Source organism: Campylobacter coli (genome assembly GCF_009730395.1).
Taxonomy (GTDB): Bacteria; Campylobacterota; Campylobacteria; order Campylobacterales; family Campylobacteraceae; genus Campylobacter_D; species Campylobacter_D coli.
In genome coordinates this window covers 1441124-1460617 of the sequence record NZ_CP046317.1, presented here as the reverse complement: position 1 = coordinate 1460617, position 19494 = coordinate 1441124, and the positions used below count along the sequence as shown (strand labels likewise).

Here is a 19494-nt window from a genome sequence, read left to right as displayed (position 1 = left end):
ATTAAATAAAAATTTTATAAATTTTTACAAAATTTCTTTAATAATAAATTGTGGAGTTGCCAATCCTCTAAATTCATTCTTAGAAATACTTCCAAGCAAACTAATATTTTCATACAATTGGGGTTCTTTGTCAAAATTAAAAAATAAAGCTTCTATGGTTTTATTATCTTTTGTGAGTATGAGTTTTAGATGCTTTTCATCTTTTCCTAAAAATTTTTTATTTTTAACATAAAGATTTTCCAAAATAAAAAAAGGACGCGGATTTTTATGCCCAAAAGGCTCGAAAGATTCTAAAATTTCAAGCATTTCAAAATCGATTTCATTAGGATCTAAAATACCTAAAATCTCATCTGTGTCTAAAAATTCGCTTTGAGAAATTTCCATACATTCTTTTTTTATTATGGTTTTAAATTTTTCAAAAGAATCAAGATCTAAACTAAGACCTGCAGCACCCTTATGCCCGCCATAATTACTCAATATGAAATTTGCCTTAGAAATCAAAGCTAAAATATCAATTTTTCCAACACTTCTTGCACTTCCTTTTAAGCGCTGATCGTTTTGTGAAAATACAAAAGCGGGTTTATTGAAATGTTTTGCTAAACGGCTTGCTACTATCCCTAAAACTCCCTCATGCCAATTTAAACCCGATACAACAATACAAGAATCATTTTCATCAATTTGACTTAAACTATCTTCAAAAAGCTGTTTTTCCTCATCTTTGCGGCTTTCATTAAAGCTAATGATTTGCTCTAAATAAGCCGAAGCTTTATCCAAGTCCTTTGTATGTAAAAATTCATAAGAAATGCTTGCATCATCCATTCTTCCAGCACTATTGATAAGAGGAGCGATTAAAAATCCTATATTATCGAGTGCAAATTTATCTTTTTGATAATATTGCTTAATCGCCTTAAAAGCAACTCTTTTGGATTTGTTAATACACTCAATCCCTCGTCTAACCAAGGCTCTATTTAAATCTCTTAATTCCATCATATCTGCAACAATGGCAATAGCTAGAAGTTCTAAAAATTTACCCATATCGTATTTTAATTTACAAACCTCTTTTAAAGCAGCTATTAAATACCAAGCCACTTGCGCTCCGCAAATTTCAATATCTGGAAAATCACAATCTTTTTGCTTAGGATTGATAATCGCAAAGGCATCGGGTAAAGTATCTTGAGGCATATGATGATCAGTTATAATTAAATCAATATTTTTTTCTTTACAAAGCTTGGCTGCTTCAAAGGCTGCTATACCATTATCCACTGTAATAATCAAATTTACATCAAGTTCATTGATAATTTCAGCATTTAAACCGTATCCATCTTTAAAGCGGTTGGGAATTCTTACTGTATAATCAAAACCTATATCATCAAAAAATTCTGCCATAATAACACAAGAGATAATCCCATCAACATCATAATCACCCACTATAGCGATCTTTTCATTTTTATCTATAGCTTCTTTAATGCGATTTGCCGCCTTGTAAATATCTTTTAAGCAGCAAGGCAAAGGTAAATCGCAAAGTTTGGTATGTAAATCTTTTTCGAAACGAGAAGCTAGAATTTTTCTAATTTCATTTTTATCAATCGTCTTCATAGCTTATAGCCGCCTTGATAAAACCACAAATCACAGGATTTACACGCTCTAATCTTGAGGTAAATTCAGGGTGAAATTGGACAGCTAAAAAGAAAGGATGATTGTTTAACTCCACAGCTTCTATAAGCCCTTCACTCTCTCCACTTACTATCAAGCCCTTATCTTCAAATTCTTTACGATATTTTGGATTGGCTTCATAGCGGTGGCGGTGGCGTTCTTTGATATTTTTTGCATTATTATAAACCTTAGCTAAAAGGGAGTTAGGCTTGACTTTACACTCATAAGATCCCAAACGCATAGTTCCACCTAAAGGTGTTTTAGCAGTACGAATTTGTTTTTTACCGCTCGCATCCATAAATTCATCGATGAGATAAACGATAGGATTGGAACATTTATCATCAAATTCACTCGAATTTGCATCTTCAATTTTTAACACATGTCTAGCAAATTCTACCAATGCAAGCTGCATACCCAAACAAATTCCCAAAAATGGAATTTTATTTTCTCTTGCGTAATTGATAGCCTTTATTTTACCCTCTACTCCGCGGTAACCAAAGCCCCCTGCAACCAAAATTCCACTCACATTTTTAAATGCTTCAGCACTTTCTAAATTTTCAAGCTTTTCACTATCTACCCATTGAAGCTCTACTCTAGTATCAAGCGCTGCACCTGCATGAATGATGGCTTCTGTAAGACTCTTATAGCTTTCTTTTAGATCTACATATTTACCCACAAAAGCGATTTTGACTTCATTACTTGGAGCTATAACTCTTTTTACTAGGATATCCCAGTTTTCCATGTTTGGTTTTAAATTTTTCAAATCCAAAATAGAAGCGATAGGATTTAAAATATCTTGCTTTAAGAAATTTAGTGGAATTTGATAAATACTTGCTGCATCAACACTTTCTATAACGCAATTTTTTTCTACACCGCATGAAATAGCGATTTTATCTTTTAAATCTCTATCTAACGCTTTTTCACTACGGCAAATAATCATATCAGGACTAATGCCTATGCGTCTTAGTTCACCTACGCTGTGTTGGGTTGGTTTGGTTTTTAACTCCCCTGCAGCCTTAATAAAAGGCACTAGGGTTAAATGAATATTCATAGCATTATTTTTACCCACTTCTAAACGCAAAGCACGAATAGCTTCTAAAAACGGCAAGCCCTCGATATCCCCGACAGTTCCACCTATCTCTACGATTAAGATATCCTTGCCTTCTCCTGCTTTTTTAATACGATCTTTAATCTCTCCTACGATATGTGGAATAACTTGGATGGTTTTGCCAAGATATTCTCCGCGTCTTTCTTTTTCAATCACGCTTTGATAAACGCGTCCTGTGGTGAAATTGTTATCTTGCGATAAACTCTCATCCAAAAAACGCTCATAATGCCCTAAATCAAGATCGGTTTCTGCTCCATCATCTGTAACAAAAACTTCTCCATGCTCAAATGGACTCATGGTGCCAGGATCAACATTTATATAAGGATCTGCTTTTAAAATACTTACTTTAAGTCCTGAATTTTTCAATAAAGTTGCAATACTTGCAGCTGCTATTCCTTTGCCTAAGGAGCTTAACACTCCTCCTGTAACAAAAATATATTTGGTTTGTTTATTCATTATTAATAAGCCTTAATTTTTTGTCTAATTATAACTCGATAAAACTTTTTATTTCATTAGAATTTTAAGTAAAAAATGTAAGAATTATAAAAAAATTTATCAAGGAAAATTTATGCAAATCACTTTACTTTTTCATACCCCTCTTTCTGTATGTTCGCATGCAACAAGAACTTGTTGGCAAAGTTTTGATAAAGGAGATTGTGGTGGAGAAAAAGATAAAGAACTCATCGATCGCGTAGGAAATAAATTTAAACATGCCTCAACCTTAGAGCATTTAAATTATACTTTTTATATTCAAGGAATTTCAAGGGCTTGCTTACAAGAAGTTGCTAGACATCGCCATACAAGTCCTAGCGTTAAAAGCACGCGCTACACCCTAAAAGAACTTCGCAATGAGGGTGAATTTAAAATAGGAGATTTTGAAAATGCAAGCCGTTATCTTGTCCTTTGTGGCAATGAAGAAGTTGATAATGCTAGCATTCAAGCTTTAGAAAATTTACGCCTTATTTTACAAAAAAGTATAAGCTTGGATATAGCCAAATACTGCTTACCTGAGAGTTATAAAACCGAACTTACTTTAACAATCAATGCTAGAAGTTTGCAAAATTTTATTTCTTTGCGTAGCTCAAAATCTGCTCTTTGGGAGATTCGAAATTTGGCTAATGCTTTATTTGAAGCCTTGCCACAAGATCATCAATTTATTTTTGAGCATTGTTTGCATAAAGATATTCATTAAATCATACTAATTTTATCTTATTTATAATATTTTTATGGTATCATCCATAAGATCAAGATTTTATGGATATACTTTAAATATATTTCATACTTGATATAGTTTCTTAAAGGACTTTTTATGGATAAACAATTTTTTCAAATGTTTTTAATGTTCTCGCAAATACAAACTGTAGCTATTATTGCTGTGCTTTTTGTAATTTTTTACATTCTTAAAAAAATGCGAGATAAAAAGGTAAATTTCTCCCTTCGTATGCTTTTTGCTCTTTTTATAGGCCTAGGCTTTGGTTTTGCTTTGCAATATCTAGCTCAATTTCCAGATAGCAAAGAAGCAAGTGCTATCATTTGGTACAATGAAGCAAAACATTGGTTTGGTTTTGTAAGCTCTGTTTTTGTAGCTTTTATAAAAATGCTAGTTATTCCGCTTGTGGGTATTTGTATCATTAAAGTGATTATAGAAATTGATAAAAATATAAAAATTTCTTCCTTGCTTAGCATAAGCCTCTTTTGGATACTTTTTAGTACTGCTATAGCTGCTTCTTTGGGTATATTATTGGCTTACAATTTTCAATTAGGTGATAATTTTACTGCTTATGAAGGAACGAGACAAATTCGCGAAATTCAAACTTTTTCAAGTATTATTTTAGGTTTAATTCCTAGCAATATCATTTCTGTTATGAATAAAGAAAATATCATAGCCATTGTAATTTTTGCTTTTTTTGTGGGAATTTGCGCAAAAAAAGTTTCAAAAAAAGAAGAATATGCACAAGCTTTTCAAACTTTTGAAAATTTTGTCTTAGTTTTTTATAATATTATGATGAATATGACGGCTGCAGTGATTCGATTTATGCCTTATGCTGTAGTTTGTATGATGGCAAATGTTTTACTAAGCAATGGTTTTGAAGCAATCAAAACTGCAGGACTTTTTATCATTCTTACCTATATAGCAATGTTTATAATGTTTGGTGTGCATTTTTTACTTCTTGCTTCTCAAGGACTAAATCCTATAAAATACGCAAAAAAAGCTTTTCCTGTATGGCTGTTTGCATTCAGTTCAAGATCTTCTTTAGGGACTTTACCGATGACGACTTCAACTTTGCAAAACAAATTTGGAGTAAATCCTGCCGTGGCTAACTTTGTTGCCTCTATAGGAACAACAACGGGACTTAATGGTTGCGCGGGTTATTTCCCAGCTATGGCAGCAATCTTTGTGGCATTTGCTACACACACGCCTATAGATTTTACTTTTGCTTTGATGATAGTATTAGTAGCAGTTATTGGATCTTTAGGTATTGCTGGAGTTCCTGGAAGTGCAACTATGGCAGCTTCTATTATGCTCGCAGGAATTGGATTTGGGGATAATTTTGTTATGCTTAGCCTTATTTTAGCTATTGATCCTATAATTGATATGGCAAGAACAGCCAGTAATGTTTCAGGGGCTATGACCTCAGCGCTTTGCACTGCAAAAAATTTAAAAGCCATAGATAAAGAAATTTATAATTCTTAAAAAGATTTAAACCTAATATAGGTTTAAATCTTTATTGGCAACCTTCACATTCTATGCTACGATCAGCAATATTTATCTTTTCGCTATCAGGGCTTTCACTTCTTAGATAATAAGTCGATTTTACTCCAAGCTCCCAAGCTAATTGATATATATCATTTAAGTAACCCCCGCTTGCTTTATCGAGTGATAAAAAGATATTTAAACTTTGCCCTTGATCTATCCATTTTCCACGCACTGCTGCAGCTTTAACAAGAATTCTTTGATCAAGTTCGTAAGCTGGGGTATAATATTGCCAAGTTTCAAGACTTAAATTAGGCACTACAACAGGTATCATACCGCTTAAATTTTGCTCAAACCACTTACGCTTATAAACAGGTTCGATAGTTTGTGTTGTTCCTACCAAAATAGAAATTGAAGAAGTAGGAGCAATGGCCATCAAATAACCATTTCTCATACCATCTTCTTTTACTTTTTCCCTAAGCTTATCCCAATCACATTCGCTTTGATTAAACAACCCTTCTCTTAGGGTTAAAGCTTTGGCTTTTTCACTTGCTACATCAATAGGAAAAATCCCCTTACTCCAATTTGATCCTTCAAAATCAGGGTAAGAGCCTTTTTCTATCGCTAAATTTGAGCTTGCATTAATAGCTTCGTAGCTAATTTTTTCCATAATTTCATCAATTTTATTTAAATGCTCATCACTACCCCAATGAATTCTTGCCTCAGCGAGCATTTGTGCCTCACCCATAACGCCAAGTCCTATGGCGCGAGATTTTAAATTGGTATCCTTTACTTTTCTATGAGGGTAAAAGTTTAAATCAATAACATTATCAAGCATACGAATAGCAGTTGGCACCACGCGTTCTATATCTTCTTTAGTATATACTTTGCTAAGATTTATACTGGCTAGATTACAAACTGCAGTTTTTCCATCGCTTTTGTATTTTTCTACGATATAAACCTTGTTTCCATTAAAACTATCAAGCGTTGAAATTTTCTTAGCAGGTTTTTCATATCCTCCATCGATAATAACGCGTTCTTCTTCATCAAAATGTTTTTCATCACCATTTTCAAATACAACTTTGATCTTATAATAATTTGGCTCTGTATTTTGAAAAATTTCTGTACATAAATTTGAACTTCTGATAATCCCTACATGCGCATTTGGATTGGCTTTATTTGCATTATCTTTAAAGCATAAAAAAGGCAAGCCTGTTTCAAAATAATTAAGCAAAATCTTTTTCCAAAGCTCTTTAGCCTCTACTATTTCTTTAGCTATACTTTCATCTTTTTCGTATTCTTCATAACGCTTTTCAAAAGCTTCTCCATATAAATCACACAAATCTTGTGTATCTGCAGGATCAAAAAGAGTCCATTTATCGTTTGCTCTCACTCTTTTCATAAAAAGATCGTTAATCCACAAAGCAGGGAAAAGCTCGTGTGCACGGCGTCTTTCTTCGCCTGAATTTTTACGCAAATCGATAAAATCACTTACATCCATATGCCAAGGTTCGATATAAACAGCGATCGCACCCTTTCTTGTGCCAAGCTGATCTACAGCCACAGCTATATCATTGGTGATTTTTAAAAAAGGAATGATACCCCCTGCAGCGTTTTTATGCCCATCTATGCTTCCACCCATTGCGCGAACTTTAGACCAATCCCAGCCTATACCTCCACCAAATTTAGACAATAATGCCATTTCTTGGTAAGAATCAAAAATTCCCTCGATATTGTCAGGAGTTGAGCCTATATAACAAGAGCTAAGCTGATGGCGTGTTGTTCTTGCGTTTGATAAAGTAGGAGTTGCAAGCATGAGTTCAAATTTAGAGATGAGATCATAAAATTTCTTTGCCCATTCTTGAGGATTAAATTCATTCTGTGCTAAAAACATAGCAATAGCCATAAACATTTGCTGAGGAAGCTCTATAGGCATACCCTTGCTATCTTTAATCAAATATCTATCATATAGAGTTTTAATGCCAAGATAAGTAAATTGCATATCGCGTTCAGGCTTAATATAATCATTTAAATCATCTAAATCATATTTTTCTTTAAGCCCAAGTAAAATTCTACCTTCCTTTTCGCCCTTTTCAAAATACTCACGCAAATGATTATAGCGATTCATTCCATTCACTTTTTTATACAAGTCAAACAAAAAAAGTCTAGCTGCGACAAAGGTCCAGTTTGGACAATCAATATCGATTTTATCTACAGCAGTTTTAATCAATGTTTTTTGAATTTCTTCAGTTGAAATTCCATCTCGAAATTGAATTTTAGCATCAAGCTCGAGCTCGCTTAGATTAACGCCTTCTAAATCTTTTATAGCATCAAAGGTGCATTTTTTGATCTTAGAAACGTCTAATTCTTCTGTGCGACCATTTCTTTTAATAACTTTCATTGTATTCCTTGTCCTTATTTAAAAGTTCTTGCAAAGATTGCATCAACATTTTTTGTGTAATAATTATAATCAAAACATTTTCTTATATCCTCTTCACTCAAGCTTTTTCTCAAATCCTCATCAGCTAAAAGTGCAAGTAAAAATAAGCTTTCATTTTTTTCATTGATAGCAGCTTTGCCATTTTGCAAATCAGCCCAAACTTTCATCGCATTTCTTTGGACTATTTTATAAGCTTCTTCACGGCTAATGCCCTTAAATGGAAGCTCTAATAAAACGCGTTGTGAAAATACGAGTCCACCTGTAAGATTTAAATTTTTCATCATATTTTCAGGATAAACCAAAAGCTTATCGATCAAATTTGTAAGACGCATGAGCATAAAATCAGCTGTAACAAAGGCATCAGGCAAGATAAATCTTTCAACACTTGAATGCGATATATCTCTTTCGTGCCATAAAGCTACATTTTCTAAAGCAGGAGTTACAAAGGATCTAAGCACACGGCAAAGCCCTGTGATATTTTCACTTAAAACCGGATTTCTTTTATGTGGCATAGCCGAACTTCCTTTTTGCCCCACGCTAAAATACTCTTCAGCCTCATATACTTCTGTTCTTTGAAAATGTCTTATCGCAACAGCAATTTGCTCGCACGATGAAGCCAAAATCGCAATGGCTGAAATCACTTGTGCGTAACGATCTCTTTGGATCACTTGATTTGAAACAGGTGCAGGTTTAAGGTCTAAATTTTTACATACTTCTTCTTCAAATTCTAAAGGAGCATGAGCAAAATTTCCCATTGCACCACTAATTTTTCCATAACTTATCACTTCTCTTGCATGCTCTAAAAGCTCTTTTGCATGCAAAATTTCATCATACCAAATAGCTAACACTAAACCAAAAGTGATAGGCTCTCCATGAATTCCATGACTTCTACCTACCATTAAAGTATTTTTATGTTCCAAAGCGCGTTTTTTAATCACTTCTAAAAGCAAAGAAACATCTTCTAAAATCAAATCCAAACTTTCTTTCATCTGTAAAGCTACAGCGGTGTCGATACAATCAGAACTTGTCATCGCATAATGTACAAAGCGGCTTTCCTCTCCTAAACTTTCACTTACGCTTGTAAGAAAAGCAATCACATCATGCTTGGTAGTTTTTTCTATCTCATCAATTCTAGCTATATCAAATTTAGCATTTTTAAGAATTTTTTCACAATCTGTATCATTTATAAGGCCTAGTTTATTCCAAGCTTTTACAGCAGCTAGCTCTACTTTTAGCCATGCATCATATTTTGCTTGCATATCCCATTTTTTGGCCATGATTTCTCTGCTATATCTTTCAACCATCTTTGAAACCTTTTTAGCTATAATTTTTTTAAAAATGAAAATGGAATTTTATCTAAAAAAATTTAGAGAAAGGTTAAGTTTGGCTTACACAAAAATAAAACTATCAAACAATGGAAAAAAGGCGTTTCAAGTCCTTATAGATAATTTGAAAATCAATATAAATGAAGCCCAAAAACTCATAGACAAAAAAAGACTTTTTTGTGATGGAATTTTAGTAGAAGAAAAAAATAAAATCTTAAAAGGCGATGTAGAATTAATAGTCTATGAAAACAATCCCAAGGGAGTAGAAATTGTTTTTGAAAATGAAGATTTTGCGATACTTGAAAAAGAAAGTGGAATTTTAAGTCATCCTAATGGCAGACACTGCAAATACAGCCTTAGTGATGAAATTTGGCACCTTTGGGGTAAAAAAGCGTGCGTAGCCCATAGGCTTGATAAAGAAACAAGTGGACTCATACTCGTAGCCAAACACAAAGAAGCACAAATTGAACTTAAAACTATGTTTGAAAAAAAACAAATTCAAAAAGAATACCTTGCCCTTGCAAGTGGAGAAATTAAAGTAAATTTTATAGTCGATCAAGCGATGGATTTAACAAAAGATTATGATGATGTTAAAACTAGAATGCAAATTTGTGAAAATGGAAAAAAAGCAATCACAGAGTTTGAGGTTTTGAGCTTTTATCCTAAGCTCAATGCTACACTTTTGCTTTGCAAACCACTCACAGGCAGACAACACCAAATTAGAGTGCATTTATTTTATAAAAACCACAAAATTTTAGGCGATCCACTCTATGGCCTTGAAAAAAAAGATATAGAAAAAATTTTAGATGACAAAATGGACATAGAAGAACGCATAAAACTAAGCGGTGCTAAACGCTTGTGTTTGCATTCTTATCGTTTAAAATTTAACTATAACGGAGAAAATTTTGATATTTTTTCAAAAAAGGGTATGGAAAAAATTTTAGCAGCATTTTAAAATAAAGGCGATACTTCATATCTAACAAGCTATTATTTTTAATAAAAATTTTTAAAATAAAAATTTACTTTTTGTTAAAAATTTAGTATAATCAAAAAATAAAAATATAGGATTTTATAAATGAAATTTGTTAATTTTAAATTTAATCAAAAAGCTACTCTAGGGGTGTTTAACTCAAGTGGAAAGGTCGTAAATTTAGCCGATCTTGATATCAATGTTCGTGATATGAATGAATTGATTATAAATTTTGATGAATTTAAACATAAGTTTAAAGATTTAGACTCTAAAACAGCTTATGAAATTCCAAAAGAAGATTATCTAGCTCCTATCATAGAACCTCGACAAGATATCATATGTCTTGGGATCAATTTTTTAGATCATGCCAAAGAATCTGCACAATTTAAAGGCGAAAAATTTGAAGAAAGAGAATATCCTGTATATTTTGGAAAACGCTGCAATCAAGCCACAGCTCCTTTTGGCAGCATATCTTTACATGCTGATGTTACTTCTCAATTAGACTATGAATGCGAGCTTGCTTTCATTTTAAGTAAAGATGCTTATAAAATCAAAGCTGAAGATGCAAAGGATTATATTTTTGGTTATACCATCATCAATGAAATTTCAGCACGAGATCTCCAAAAACGCCACAAGCAATTTTACCGCGCAAAAAGCCTTGAGGGAAGTACTATCATGGGGCCTTATATCACAAGTGTTGATGAGATTGCTTATCCGCCTGAACTTCATTTGAAAAGTTATGTCAATAAAGAATTACGACAAAACTCCAATACAAAATTTTTTATTTTTGACATCGGATATGTCTTAGAGGAACTAAGCTCAGGAATGCTCTTAAAAGCCGGTACCATCATATCAATGGGAACCCCAAGCGGTGTAGGAATGGGTTTAAATCCGCCCGTTTTTCTTAAAAAAGGTGATGAAATACGCTGTGTAATAGAAAATTTAGGAGAAATTTGTAATATAATATCATAAACTCTTATTAAAACAATTTTTAATAAGTTCAATCAAAAGGAGAAATTATGGAGTTCTTAGAGCTTTTATTAGTTTTAATCGCCTTGATACTGATTATCAAAAAACCAGAAAAAGAAAATTTGGCTTTTGGTTTGGTAATGGTAGCTTGGCTTTTAATGGTTTTTTTCTATGTTGGCCACAAAACAGGTGCGCTTTTAACGATAATGAATCTGTAAAGAAAGGCTAGAGAATGAACGAAATAAATAAAACAAAAAATTTCTACACTCTTATGTGTTTAGCAGGCTTTTTGATTATTCTTTTGCCTGTAGGGATTGCAAATTTTGTATTTGGTTATATGTTGGGTGATAGCCCATGCACTCTTTGTTGGGGACAAAGAGAAGCGATGATTTTTATCGGAGTTATAGCACTTTTTATCGTGCGTTATGGTATGAAAGGCAAATACCTTGCCGCTCTTTTAATCATGACTGCAGTAGGTCTTTATCAGTCTTTTGCACATTATGGCAATCACGCTCATAGAGATTTAGATCAAGGTTTTGGTTTGGCAGTTTTTGGTATCCATACTTATTTTTGGGCTGAAGTAGTCTTTTGGGCTGTAGTCTTGCTTTTGGGTGTGATGTTTGCTTTTGCTCCTAAATTTGGATCTTTTGACAAAGAATTAAACGGTGAAAAATTTAGAAAATTTACTAAATTTAGCTTCGCAGCAGTTTTAATCAGCACCCTTATCGTTGCATCAAATGTTTTTCAAGCTTTTGTAAGCACAGGAATTCCTCCTTATGTAGGACAAGGTGATCCAGTAAGATTTAGTCTTAATCCAAAATATATCATTTGGAGCACAGAGGGTTGGAATGGTTTATGGCAAAATATTTCTTTCTTAGGAAAGCGTGATGTTAAAGCTCCTGATTATGCTTTTGCACCTGCGAGTGAAAAATTGGGTATAAAATTTGATAATAATACAAATAATTCTCCATTTGCAGAAATTGACGATGAGCTTAAAATTATCAATGAACAAACCATAAATTTTGATAAAGCAATCAATACTCTTGATTATATTAATGATGAATTTGTAGCAAGTTCTAAATGGGATGTGGCTTTCTTAGATAATAATTTTAGCGTTAAAGAAGGTTTTGAGCTTGATCCTTATTTTTCAGCTACTATCGATCCTATCATAGGTATCATTCCTTATAAAGAAAATAAATTTCTTCTCATGGGATCTAATAAATCTTTCCTAAGATTTGCCAAAAATCCAAATGCGGACGAAACTTTACAATATGCAGATTTTATTAAAGGAAATGATAAATTTGAAGGTCAAGGAAAAGATTTAGGTCGTGGAAGACTTGATACAGTTAGAGCAAAATTCAACCATGTAGCAAGTATGACAACAGATGATCATTATCTTTATCTTGCAACCGTGCCTAATAACAAAAATTCTAAAAGCTTTGTAATTTCTAAAATTTCTTTAAAAGATCTTGTTCTTTCAGCAGAATTTACTCCAAAAGCAGAGCTTAAAGAGGGTAAAACTTTGGGTGATCTTTATATCACTTCTATGACTTTTAAAGATGGTGAAATTTATGCACTCAGCAAAAACCACAATGTGATTGCCGTAATTGATCCAGTCAAAGAAGAAGTAGTGAAAACTATCGCTTTCCCAAGCTCTATCACTAATGCAAGAAGTATTTTCTTTAAAGATGGAAAAATCAATATTCTTTCTTATCAAGATGGAGCAAACAAGCTTTATACTTTAAACTAAGCTTTAAGTCCTAGTGAAAACTAGGACTTATATTTAATCTTATCTTTAAATCCTGCTTTTTCAAAACCTCTTAAACGAAGCAAACAACTATCGCACTCCCCACAAGCTTCATCTTCACTCTCATAACAAGACCAAGTAAGTTCTAAAGGTACATTTTCTTTTAAGGCTAGTTCTACAATTTTAGCTTTGTTTAGTCTAACAAGCGGAGTTTTTATACAAACTTTGAAATTCTTACTCGTACCTTCATTGATAAATTCTTGTGCCTTTTGTATAAACTCATCAGTACAGTCAGGATAACCACTGCCATCTTCTTCTACCACCCCTATAAAAATACTCTCACAATTTTCCTTTTCAGCCAAAGATCCTGCTATACTTAAGAAAATTCCATTGCGAAAAGGCACATAAGTGATAGGTGGAGTATCGCTTGTACAAAGCTCATTTTTAGGGATGTCTATACTTTTATCGGTTAAGGCATTGCCCCCTATATCTTTGATAAAACTCACATCTAAAATATAAGATTTTTCTACTTTTAAAGCCTTGCAAATTTGCTTAAAACATTCTTTTTCTTTTTCTTGAGTGCGTTGTTCATAGTCAAAATGCAAAGCGATGATTTCATAACCTTCTTTTTTGGCCAGATAAGCACACAAAGTACTATCCATACCGCCACTTATGATACAAAGTGCTTTTTTACTCATTTTTATCCTTAAATTTGCTATAATTTCACAATTTTAACGAAAATTTTTAAATTTAAATTGCAAAAAAGGCAAAAGCATGATAAACATAAAACTCATAGAACACATTTTTAAAGCCGCTTCTATCAGTCGTTGGAATGATTATCCAAGAATGGCAAATTTGGTTGAACTTGACAAACAAGCTCATAAATTTATCATAGCTTATTTCATTGCAAAAATGGAAAAAGATGTGGATATGAGAGTGATTATAGAAGGAGGAATTTTTGAGTTTTTAAGTCGTGTTGTGGTAACTGATATACGCCCTGATGTGTATCATGAAATCGTGCGTCAAAAAAAAGCTGAAGTTAATGCTTGGGTTTTAAGCAAAATCGAACCTATGATAGAAGATATAGAAGATGGGGAATTTCTAAAGCGTTTTGAAGCGTATTTAAATGGTAATGCTTATGCTAAAGAAAGACTTATCTTAAAAGCAGCTTCATATTTTGCTACAAGATGGGAATTTAACATAGTTTATCAAACCTCAGCTTTTTTAAATGATATTGATGAGATTAAAAACAAAGTTGAAGAAGAATTAGAAGATTACTATGAGCTTATAGGAGCTAGAAAAATCGCTCTTAATCAAAAAATCGCAAAAATAATTGATTTAAGCGGAAGACTTCGTTTTCAAAAGCGTTGGGCTCAAACCCCGCGCATACCTGAAACTGCTGTTTTAGGACATATGCTTGTAGTGGCGATTTTAGGATATTTTTATTCACTTAAAATCAAAGCTTGCGATAAAAGACTTGAAAACAATTTTTATTGCGCTTTATTTCATGATTTACCTGAATCTTTAACGCGTGATATCATAAGCCCTGTAAAATACGGCATAGACGGACTTCACACTATCATCAATGATTATGAAATGAAACTGATCAATGATAGAATTTTACCCTTTGTACCTGAGGGTTTAAGGGCTGAATTTTCTTATATCTTAGGCATTAGAGAGGGCAGAAGCAATGAAGCAAGTTTTGTCAAAAATGAATTTGAAAATCGCACCTATAAAAATGCTAAAATAGAGCTTTGTAGCGGAAGTTTAAGCTCTTTTAATCAAAACGAATTTGGAGCAATTGATGGCAAGGCTTTAAAATACTGCGATAAAATCGCTGCTTTTATCGAAGCAGGGCTTAGCATAAGCTATGGAGTAAAGTCTAAAGAACTTGAAAACGGTTTTGAAGATATGTTTAGATTTTTCAACGAAAGCCCTACAATCGATGGAGTAAATTTCCTCGAAATTTGTAGAGAATTTAGGGATTATTTTAAAATTTAATCTTATTTTGATTATAAACTCCAAGAACGGAATGAAAGAAACTCTTTCATTCCATATCTAAAACCGCACCCTTGCTAGCATTTGTTACAAGTTTTTGATACATTCTAAGCCATCTGGATTTTACTTCTTTTTGAGGCATTACAAAGTCATTTTTGCGTTTTGCGATTTCTTCATCGCTTAAATTTGCATTGATGATATAAGCATCTACATCGATTTCTATCTCATCACCATCTTTTAAAAGCCCTATAAGTCCACCCTCAGCAGCTTCAGGAGAAACATGACCTATGCTTAAACCCCTTGTTGCACCGCTAAATCTTCCATCGGTAATCAAAGCCACATCTGCACCAAGCCCCATACCCATGATAAGTGAAGTTGGACTTAACATCTCTTGCATACCTGGGCCACCCTTTGGCCCTTCATAACGGATCACGCAAACATCGCCTTTTTGCACTTTACCTTTAATGATACCTTTAATAGCTTCATCTTGCGAATTAAAACAAACAGCTTTGCCCTTGAATTTTCTCTCTCCTGTAATGCCTGCAGTTTTTACAACACAGCCTTGTTCGGCTAAATTTCCAAATAAAACCGCAAGCCCCCCTACTTTAGAGTAAGCATTATCTACCTTACGAATGATGGTTTCATCTTTGATTTTAGCATTTTTTAAACGATCTTGTAAACTTTCTCCTGTGATGGTTAAGGCATCAAGCTCTAAAATATGTCCTTCTCTGCTTGAAATTTCAGCCATTACAGCACTTACACCCCCTGCTTTATGGATATCATCCATATAAACAGTATTAAGTGATGGAGCGATTTTTGCAATATGTGCAACCTTGCTTGAAATAAAATTTAAATCCTTGATATCAAGCGCAACTCCCGCTTCTCTTGAAATAGCTAGCATATGTAAGATTGTATTTGTGCTTCCACCCATTGCCATATCTACCACCATAGCATTTCTTATAGCTTTTTGGGTGATAATATTTTTGATTTTAAATCTTTCATCTAAAGCGATTTCACAAATTCTTCTTGCAGCCTTTCTTAAAAGCTCTTCTCTTTCTTTACTAAGTGCTAAGATCGTACCATTTCCTTCTAAAGCTATACCCATAGCTTCACATAAAGTATTCATAGAATTTGCAGTAAACATACCCGAGCAAGAGCCTCCACTTGGGCAAGCCGAACATTCTATATCTTTAAATTCTTCTTCGCTGATTTTATTGGCCTCATATGCTCCTACAGCTTCAAAAACTGAACTAAGACTTATTTTTTCACCCTTTTTAGTCACACCCGAACGCATAGGACCACCGCTTACAAAAATAGTCGGTACATTAACCCTTAAAGCACCCATTAGCATACCTGGAGTGATTTTATCACAATTTGGAATACAAATTAAAGCATCTAACTGATGCGCATTCATAACGCTTTCAACTGAATTTGCAATGATTTCACGACTCGGCAAAGAATAAAGCATACCCTCATGACCCATAGCTATGCCATCATCCACGCCTATAGTGTTAAATTCAAAAGGGATACAGCCATTTTTTCGAATTTCATCTTTTATAATTTTTGCATATTCATTTAAAAAATAATGCCCTGGAATAATATCAATATAGCTATTTGCCACACCTATAAAAGGCTTGTCAAAATCCTCATCTTTTAAGCCACATGCTCTAAGTAAAGAGCGGTTGGGTGCTTTTAAATGCCCTTTTTTAATCGCATCACTTCTCACTAAAAACTCCTTAATATTTTTTTAATATTATAACTTAATTTTTATAAAATTTACTTGCAAGAAGTAAGCTTTCTGTGTATAATTTTCATCAATTGACAAAAGTATTTTTTTATAATACAATGCTTTTTGATTATCAAAAAGGAGTACAAAATGAGACAATATGAATCCTATAAATGTCCAAAATGCGGCAATGAAGTAGAAGTTCAAAATGTAGGCGGTGGAAAACTTAGCTGTTGTGGTGTTGAGATGGAGTGTATCACTCAAGATTTAACTGCAATAAATTTGATGAAAGCTTTTGCTGGAGAATCAATGGCTAGAAATAAATACGATTTATTTGCGGATGTAGCTGAAGAAGAAGGATGGCATGCGGTTGCAAGACATTTTAGAGAAGCAGCAGAAAATGAAAAATGGCATGCAAGAGCTGAATTTAAAGCTTATCACGAAATCGTTGATGGCAAACCTTTAGAAGTAACTACAAAAAACCTAGTAACTGCTGCAGAAGGTGAAAACTATGAGCACACAACTATGTATCCAAATTTTGCTAAAATCGCTGAAGATGAGGGTAAAAAAGCTATAGCAAGATTATTTACTGCGATTGGAAAAGTAGAAATAGAACACGAAAGAGAATACCTAGCTCTTAAAAAAATGCTTGAAGAAGAAGAATTCTTTAATAGCGAAGTAGAAGAACTATGGGTTTGTGAGGTTTGTGGACATATCCATCGTGGCAAAAAAGCTCCTGCAGCCTGTCCTTTATGTAAAGCACCTAAAGAATACTTTAAGCGTGAATTTTTAGGCTAAATCCTTGGGCGATTTTTCGCCCTTTCTTAGAGAAAATTTGAAAACTTTATTTGAAGAAAACGAACTTTTAACTCCATTTGATATTAACTTAATCGGCATTGATGAAGCAGGACGAGGTGCCTTAGCAGGTCCTATGATGATGGCAGCTTGTAAACTGCATAAAGATCTTGAGGGGCTTTGTGATTCTAAAAAATTGAGCGAAAAAAGACGCGAAGAACTTTATGAAATTATCATCAAAAATTCAAATTATCTCATACTTGCTTTTTCTTCAGAAAAAATTGATGAAATAGGGCTTAGCGCTTGTTTAAAAATGGGTTTAACACTCATAAAAAAACACTTTAAAACAGAAAATAATTTCTTATACGATGGCAATACAAATTTAGGCATTAGCGGTATAAAAACTCAAATCAAAGCCGATGCCAATATCAAACAAGTAAGTGCAGCAAGCATACTTGCAAAGGTGAGCAAAGATAGGGTAATGAATTTTTTAGCTAAAGATTTTCCTTGCTATGAGTTTGAAAAAAACAAGGCTTATGGGACAAAAGCCCATAAGGAATTGATAGCAAAATTTGGAATTTGCAAGCTTCATCGCAAAAGTTTTAAACTTTTATGACTATTTTGCTAAATTCTCATGTATATTTAAAGCACACTCTATACCGTCTTTTATAGCCCAAACGACTAAAGATTGTCCTTTTCTAGCATCTCCACAAGCAAAGATTTTTTCATGTGTGGTTTGGAAATTCTTTGTTTTGACATTGTTTTTCTCATCCAAACTTACTCCAAAATTACTAGCGATAGCATCTTCACTTCCGCTAAAACCCATAGCCAAAAGTACTAAATCTGCTTTATAGTTTTGATTAGAATTTGGAAGTTCGACATTTATAGCCTTACCTTCTTTGAATTCGCGTTTTAAATCACATGCTTCTACGCTTTCTACTTTGTCTTTACCTAAGAATTTTTTTGTCATTTTTTGATATTCTCTAGGATCTTTGCCATATACAGCAATGGCTTCTTCTAAACCATAATCTGTCGTAAAGATATCAGCTTTTAAAGGCCAAGGATTGCTTTGGCTTCTTTGTAAAGGTCTTTTTGGGCTTCTTTCAAAACGCACTATGGACTTAGCTCCTTGTCTTGTAGCTACAGCGATACAATCAACACTTGTGTCCCCACTTCCTATAACCAAGACATTTTTACCCTTTGCTGTATCAGCACCCTTACCTGTTTTTAGCAAGGTTTTGGTATTTTGCGTTAAGAAATCAAGAGCAAATTCAACGCCCTTTAGTTTTCTACCTTCTATATCAATATCTATAGGCTTGCTCGCTCCTGTGCAAAGTACTAAAGCATCAAATTCTTTTAAAAGTTTAGAAACCTTATCTTTGCTGTCTATATTTTCATTTACCTTAAATTCTATACCGCTTTCTTTGAGTAAATCAACGCGTCTATCAACTATACTTTTATCAAGCTTCATATCAGGAATTCCATACATTAAAAGCCCGCCTACTTTATCGCTTCTTTCAAAAACACTTACCTTGTAGCCAAGTGAATTTAAGGTATTAGCACAAGCAAGTCCAGCAGGCCCACTTCCTATGACGGCGATTTTTTTGCCATTGTATTGTTTAGGTTTATTTGGACTTACTAAATTTTCTTTAAAAGCATTTTCTATGATGGCTAGCTCGTTATTTTTGATACTTACGCTTTTTCCATTAATCGCACACACACAAGAATCCTCACAAGGAGCCGGACAAACACGGCCAGTAAATTCAGGAAAAGGATTGGTAAGATCAAGTCTTTCATAAGCTTCTTTCCATAAAGAACGATAAATAAGATCATTCCATTCAGGGATGAGATTGTTTAAAGGACAGCCTACATCCTTGCCTTCACTCATCACACCCGTATGGCAAAATGCTACCCCACAATCCATACATCGTCCGCCCTGAATTTCTTGTTCTTTCTTGTCTAAAAGCGTTGTAAATTCTTTGAAATTTAAAACTCTTTCTTTAGGAGCAACTTTTTTAAAATCTACCCTTTTAAAATCTAAAAAACCTCTTGCATTTCCCATTTTTAC

At 33.5% G+C, this 19494-nt stretch carries 16 protein-coding genes; 9 read left to right on the top strand and 7 right to left on the bottom strand.

Annotated elements, in window-relative coordinates; all coding sequences use genetic code 11:
* Nucleotides 1-24 precede the first annotated feature (24 nt).
* Complete coding sequence (gene recJ, locus FOC43_RS07460) at nt 25-1596, bottom strand: single-stranded-DNA-specific exonuclease RecJ (protein ID WP_002779280.1); 1572 nt, start codon at nt 1594-1596, stop codon at nt 25-27.
* Nucleotides 1583-3217, bottom strand: a complete 1635-nt coding sequence (locus FOC43_RS07455) for a CTP synthase (RefSeq protein ID WP_002779279.1) — start codon at nt 3215-3217, stop codon at nt 1583-1585. Before FOC43_RS07455 ends, recJ begins: the two co-directional genes overlap by 14 nt.
* Nucleotides 3218-3329: 112 nt before the next feature.
* Between FOC43_RS07455 and thyX the strand changes: the two genes are divergently transcribed.
* Together thyX and FOC43_RS07445 are read left to right on the top strand one after the other, a co-directional pair.
* On the top strand, nt 3330-3953 hold the full coding sequence (thyX, locus tag FOC43_RS07450) for an FAD-dependent thymidylate synthase (RefSeq protein ID WP_002779278.1): 624 nt from the start codon (nt 3330-3332) through the stop codon (nt 3951-3953).
* 117 nt (nt 3954-4070) lie between these two features.
* Nucleotides 4071-5456 carry a cation:dicarboxylate symporter family transporter gene (locus FOC43_RS07445; protein ID WP_002783487.1) on the top strand — a complete coding sequence of 462 codons (1386 nt, stop codon included), beginning with the start codon at nt 4071-4073 and terminating at the stop codon, nt 5454-5456.
* A 31-nt stretch (nt 5457-5487) separates the two neighbouring features.
* Here FOC43_RS07445 and FOC43_RS07440 read toward each other — a convergent pair whose 3' ends face one another.
* Both FOC43_RS07440 and purB read right to left on the bottom strand, forming a co-directional pair.
* Nucleotides 5488-7857 carry a ribonucleoside-diphosphate reductase subunit alpha gene (locus FOC43_RS07440; RefSeq protein WP_002779276.1) on the bottom strand — a complete coding sequence of 790 codons (2370 nt, stop codon included), beginning with the start codon at nt 7855-7857 and terminating at the stop codon, nt 5488-5490.
* Between the two features lie 14 nt (nt 7858-7871).
* Complete coding sequence (gene purB / locus FOC43_RS07435) at nt 7872-9200, bottom strand: adenylosuccinate lyase (RefSeq protein ID WP_002779897.1); 1329 nt, start codon at nt 9198-9200, stop codon at nt 7872-7874.
* Between the two features lie 79 nt (nt 9201-9279).
* On the opposite strand from purB, the gene FOC43_RS07430 reads away from it, so the two are divergent.
* The 4 genes from FOC43_RS07430 (at nt 9280) to dsbI (ending at nt 12910) form a co-directional block, all read left to right on the top strand.
* Complete coding sequence (locus FOC43_RS07430) at nt 9280-10176, top strand: RluA family pseudouridine synthase (protein ID WP_031263541.1); 897 nt, start codon at nt 9280-9282, stop codon at nt 10174-10176.
* Nucleotides 10177-10296: 120 nt separating this feature from the next.
* Entirely contained in the window at nt 10297-11163 is an 867-nt protein-coding gene (locus tag FOC43_RS07425) for a fumarylacetoacetate hydrolase family protein (protein ID WP_002779903.1), read from the top strand.
* A gap of 47 nt (nt 11164-11210) precedes the next feature.
* Nucleotides 11211-11378 carry a disulfide bond formation protein Dba gene (gene dba / locus FOC43_RS07420; RefSeq protein ID WP_002779270.1) on the top strand — a complete coding sequence of 56 codons (168 nt, stop codon included), beginning with the start codon at nt 11211-11213 and terminating at the stop codon, nt 11376-11378.
* A gap of 14 nt (nt 11379-11392) precedes the next feature.
* Nucleotides 11393-12910 (top strand): disulfide bond formation protein DsbI, encoded by a 1518-nt coding sequence (gene dsbI / locus FOC43_RS07415; RefSeq protein WP_002783493.1) that lies wholly within the window; start codon nt 11393-11395, stop codon nt 12908-12910.
* A gap of 20 nt (nt 12911-12930) precedes the next feature.
* On the opposite strand, the gene queC is transcribed toward dsbI, so the two are convergent.
* A complete protein-coding gene (queC, locus tag FOC43_RS07410; protein WP_002779268.1) occupies nt 12931-13605 on the bottom strand; it encodes a 7-cyano-7-deazaguanine synthase QueC in 675 nt (224 codons plus the stop codon).
* Between the two features lie 76 nt (nt 13606-13681).
* Between queC and FOC43_RS07405 the strand changes: the two genes are divergently transcribed.
* Nucleotides 13682-14908: an HD domain-containing protein gene (locus FOC43_RS07405; RefSeq protein WP_002783496.1), complete on the top strand. Its 1227-nt coding sequence runs from the start codon at nt 13682-13684 to the stop codon at nt 14906-14908.
* Between the two features lie 46 nt (nt 14909-14954).
* Here the strand turns inward: FOC43_RS07405 and ilvD are convergent, their stop codons facing one another.
* Nucleotides 14955-16631 carry a dihydroxy-acid dehydratase gene (gene ilvD, locus FOC43_RS07400; protein WP_002783498.1) on the bottom strand — a complete coding sequence of 559 codons (1677 nt, stop codon included), beginning with the start codon at nt 16629-16631 and terminating at the stop codon, nt 14955-14957.
* Between the two features lie 150 nt (nt 16632-16781).
* On the opposite strand from ilvD, the gene FOC43_RS07395 reads away from it, so the two are divergent.
* Both FOC43_RS07395 and FOC43_RS07390 read left to right on the top strand, forming a co-directional pair.
* Nucleotides 16782-17429 carry a ferritin family protein gene (locus FOC43_RS07395; protein ID WP_002779391.1) on the top strand — a complete coding sequence of 216 codons (648 nt, stop codon included), beginning with the start codon at nt 16782-16784 and terminating at the stop codon, nt 17427-17429.
* 37 nt (nt 17430-17466) lie between these two features.
* Nucleotides 17467-18042 carry a ribonuclease HII gene (locus FOC43_RS07390; protein WP_002809657.1) on the top strand — a complete coding sequence of 192 codons (576 nt, stop codon included), beginning with the start codon at nt 17467-17469 and terminating at the stop codon, nt 18040-18042.
* Here FOC43_RS07390 and FOC43_RS07385 read toward each other — a convergent pair whose 3' ends face one another.
* Nucleotides 18043-19488, bottom strand: coding sequence for a glutamate synthase subunit beta (locus FOC43_RS07385; RefSeq protein ID WP_004284567.1), 1446 nt, complete (start codon nt 19486-19488; stop codon nt 18043-18045).
* Between the last annotated feature and the right edge of the window lie 6 nt (nt 19489-19494).

Bases quoted from the DNA above. Each gene is read 5' to 3' on its own strand.
- recJ (WP_002779280.1), bottom strand. From the start codon at position 1,596: ATGAAGACGATTGATAAAAATGAAATTAGAAAAATTCTAGCTTCTCGT.
- FOC43_RS07455 (WP_002779279.1), bottom strand. From the start codon at position 3,217: ATGAATAAACAAACCAAATATATTTTTGTTACAGGAGGAGTGTTAAGC.
- thyX (WP_002779278.1), top strand. From the start codon at position 3,330: ATGCAAATCACTTTACTTTTTCATACCCCTCTTTCTGTATGTTCGCAT.
- FOC43_RS07445 (WP_002783487.1), top strand. From the start codon at position 4,071: ATGGATAAACAATTTTTTCAAATGTTTTTAATGTTCTCGCAAATACAA.
- FOC43_RS07440 (WP_002779276.1), bottom strand. From the start codon at position 7,857: ATGAAAGTTATTAAAAGAAATGGTCGCACAGAAGAATTAGACGTTTCT.
- purB (WP_002779897.1), bottom strand. From the start codon at position 9,200: ATGGTTGAAAGATATAGCAGAGAAATCATGGCCAAAAAATGGGATATG.
- FOC43_RS07425 (WP_002779903.1), top strand. From the start codon at position 10,297: ATGAAATTTGTTAATTTTAAATTTAATCAAAAAGCTACTCTAGGGGTG.
- dba (WP_002779270.1), top strand. From the start codon at position 11,211: ATGGAGTTCTTAGAGCTTTTATTAGTTTTAATCGCCTTGATACTGATT.
- dsbI (WP_002783493.1), top strand. From the start codon at position 11,393: ATGAACGAAATAAATAAAACAAAAAATTTCTACACTCTTATGTGTTTA.
- queC (WP_002779268.1), bottom strand. From the start codon at position 13,605: ATGAGTAAAAAAGCACTTTGTATCATAAGTGGCGGTATGGATAGTACT.
- FOC43_RS07405 (WP_002783496.1), top strand. From the start codon at position 13,682: ATGATAAACATAAAACTCATAGAACACATTTTTAAAGCCGCTTCTATC.
- FOC43_RS07395 (WP_002779391.1), top strand. From the start codon at position 16,782: ATGAGACAATATGAATCCTATAAATGTCCAAAATGCGGCAATGAAGTA.
- FOC43_RS07385 (WP_004284567.1), bottom strand. From the start codon at position 19,488: ATGGGAAATGCAAGAGGTTTTTTAGATTTTAAAAGGGTAGATTTTAAA.